We start from the raw sequence: 1,134 nt of genomic DNA on the forward strand, positions 1-1,134 counted from the left end.
GCCGAGAATTTGTTCTTTTTCCTCTGCCGTCAGCAAGTTCAGCTCGGCGATCTTCGCATCCGGACGGCTTACGATCGTTACGAGCAGCTGCTCGTAATGTTTCGCCAGCCGTTCGATCGTCTCCCTTTTGTAGAGAGCCGTCGCATATTCGAAGCTGTAATCCAAGCCGCCGTTCTCCTCGCCCACATCCAAGCTGATATCAAACTTCGCGGTATCCAGTGCGCTCGGATAAGGAATCAGGCGAAGCCCTTCCAGCTCAAATTCCTCGTTCTCCGTATTCTGCATCGTAAACAGCGTGTCGAAGAGCGGATTGCGGCTTAAATCACGGGTGACTTGCACCTTGTCCACCAATTCTTCGAACGGATAGTTTTGATGCTCGAAGGCGTGGAGGGTCGTTTCTTTGACTTCGTTCAGGTATGACAGGAATGTCTTCTCCGAAGCCGGATAACTGCGGATAGCCAGCGTGTTTAAGAAAATCCCGATCAACGGCTGCACATCTCCATGATTCCTTCCGGCAATCGGCGTACCGACGATCACGTCTTCCTGACCTGAATATTTATGCAGAAGGACGTTATACGCCGCAAGCAGCACCATAAACAGCGTCGTGCCCGTTTCCGAGGCCAGCTGCTTCAGGCCGTCGGTTTTCGAAGCGTCGAAGAAAAACTCCAGCGTTTGGCCTTCATAGCTCTGCACGGCCGGACGCGGATCGTCGGTCGGCATTTCCAGCACCGGAAGCTCGCCTTGGAACATGTCCAGCCAATACGCCTCCTGACGCTGAAGCCGTTCCTTCTGCTCCTGCGAATGCTGCCAAACGGTGTAGTCTTTGTACTGAATGCGCAGAGGCTCCAATTGCTCGCCGTCGTACAAACGGACAAATTCTTCAACAAAGATTTCCATCGAGACGCCGTCGGAAATAATATGATGCATGTCGTACATTAGAATATGGCGTTCTGGAGCCAGCTCGACAAGGCCTACCCTCAGCAGCGGAGGCTTCGCCAAGTCAAACGGACGGACGAAACGGCGAACCGTCTCTTCGGCCTCTTGCTCATCCGCTCGATAGAACTCCACGGCAAAATTCACGTCCTGGTAAATCCGCTGCGATGCTTCGCCATCCACCATTTCGAACCCGGTGCG

At 53.5% G+C, this 1,134-nt stretch carries 1 protein-coding gene; it reads right to left on the bottom strand.

Going from position 1 to position 1,134, the window contains the following annotated elements:
* On the bottom strand, positions 1-1,134 hold a 1,134-nt coding region (locus L696_RS28175), incomplete at both ends, for a condensation domain-containing protein (RefSeq protein ID WP_245233280.1).

This window comes from Paenibacillus maysiensis, from assembly GCF_000520815.1.
Lineage (GTDB): Bacteria > Bacillota > Bacilli > Paenibacillales > Paenibacillaceae > Paenibacillus > Paenibacillus maysiensis.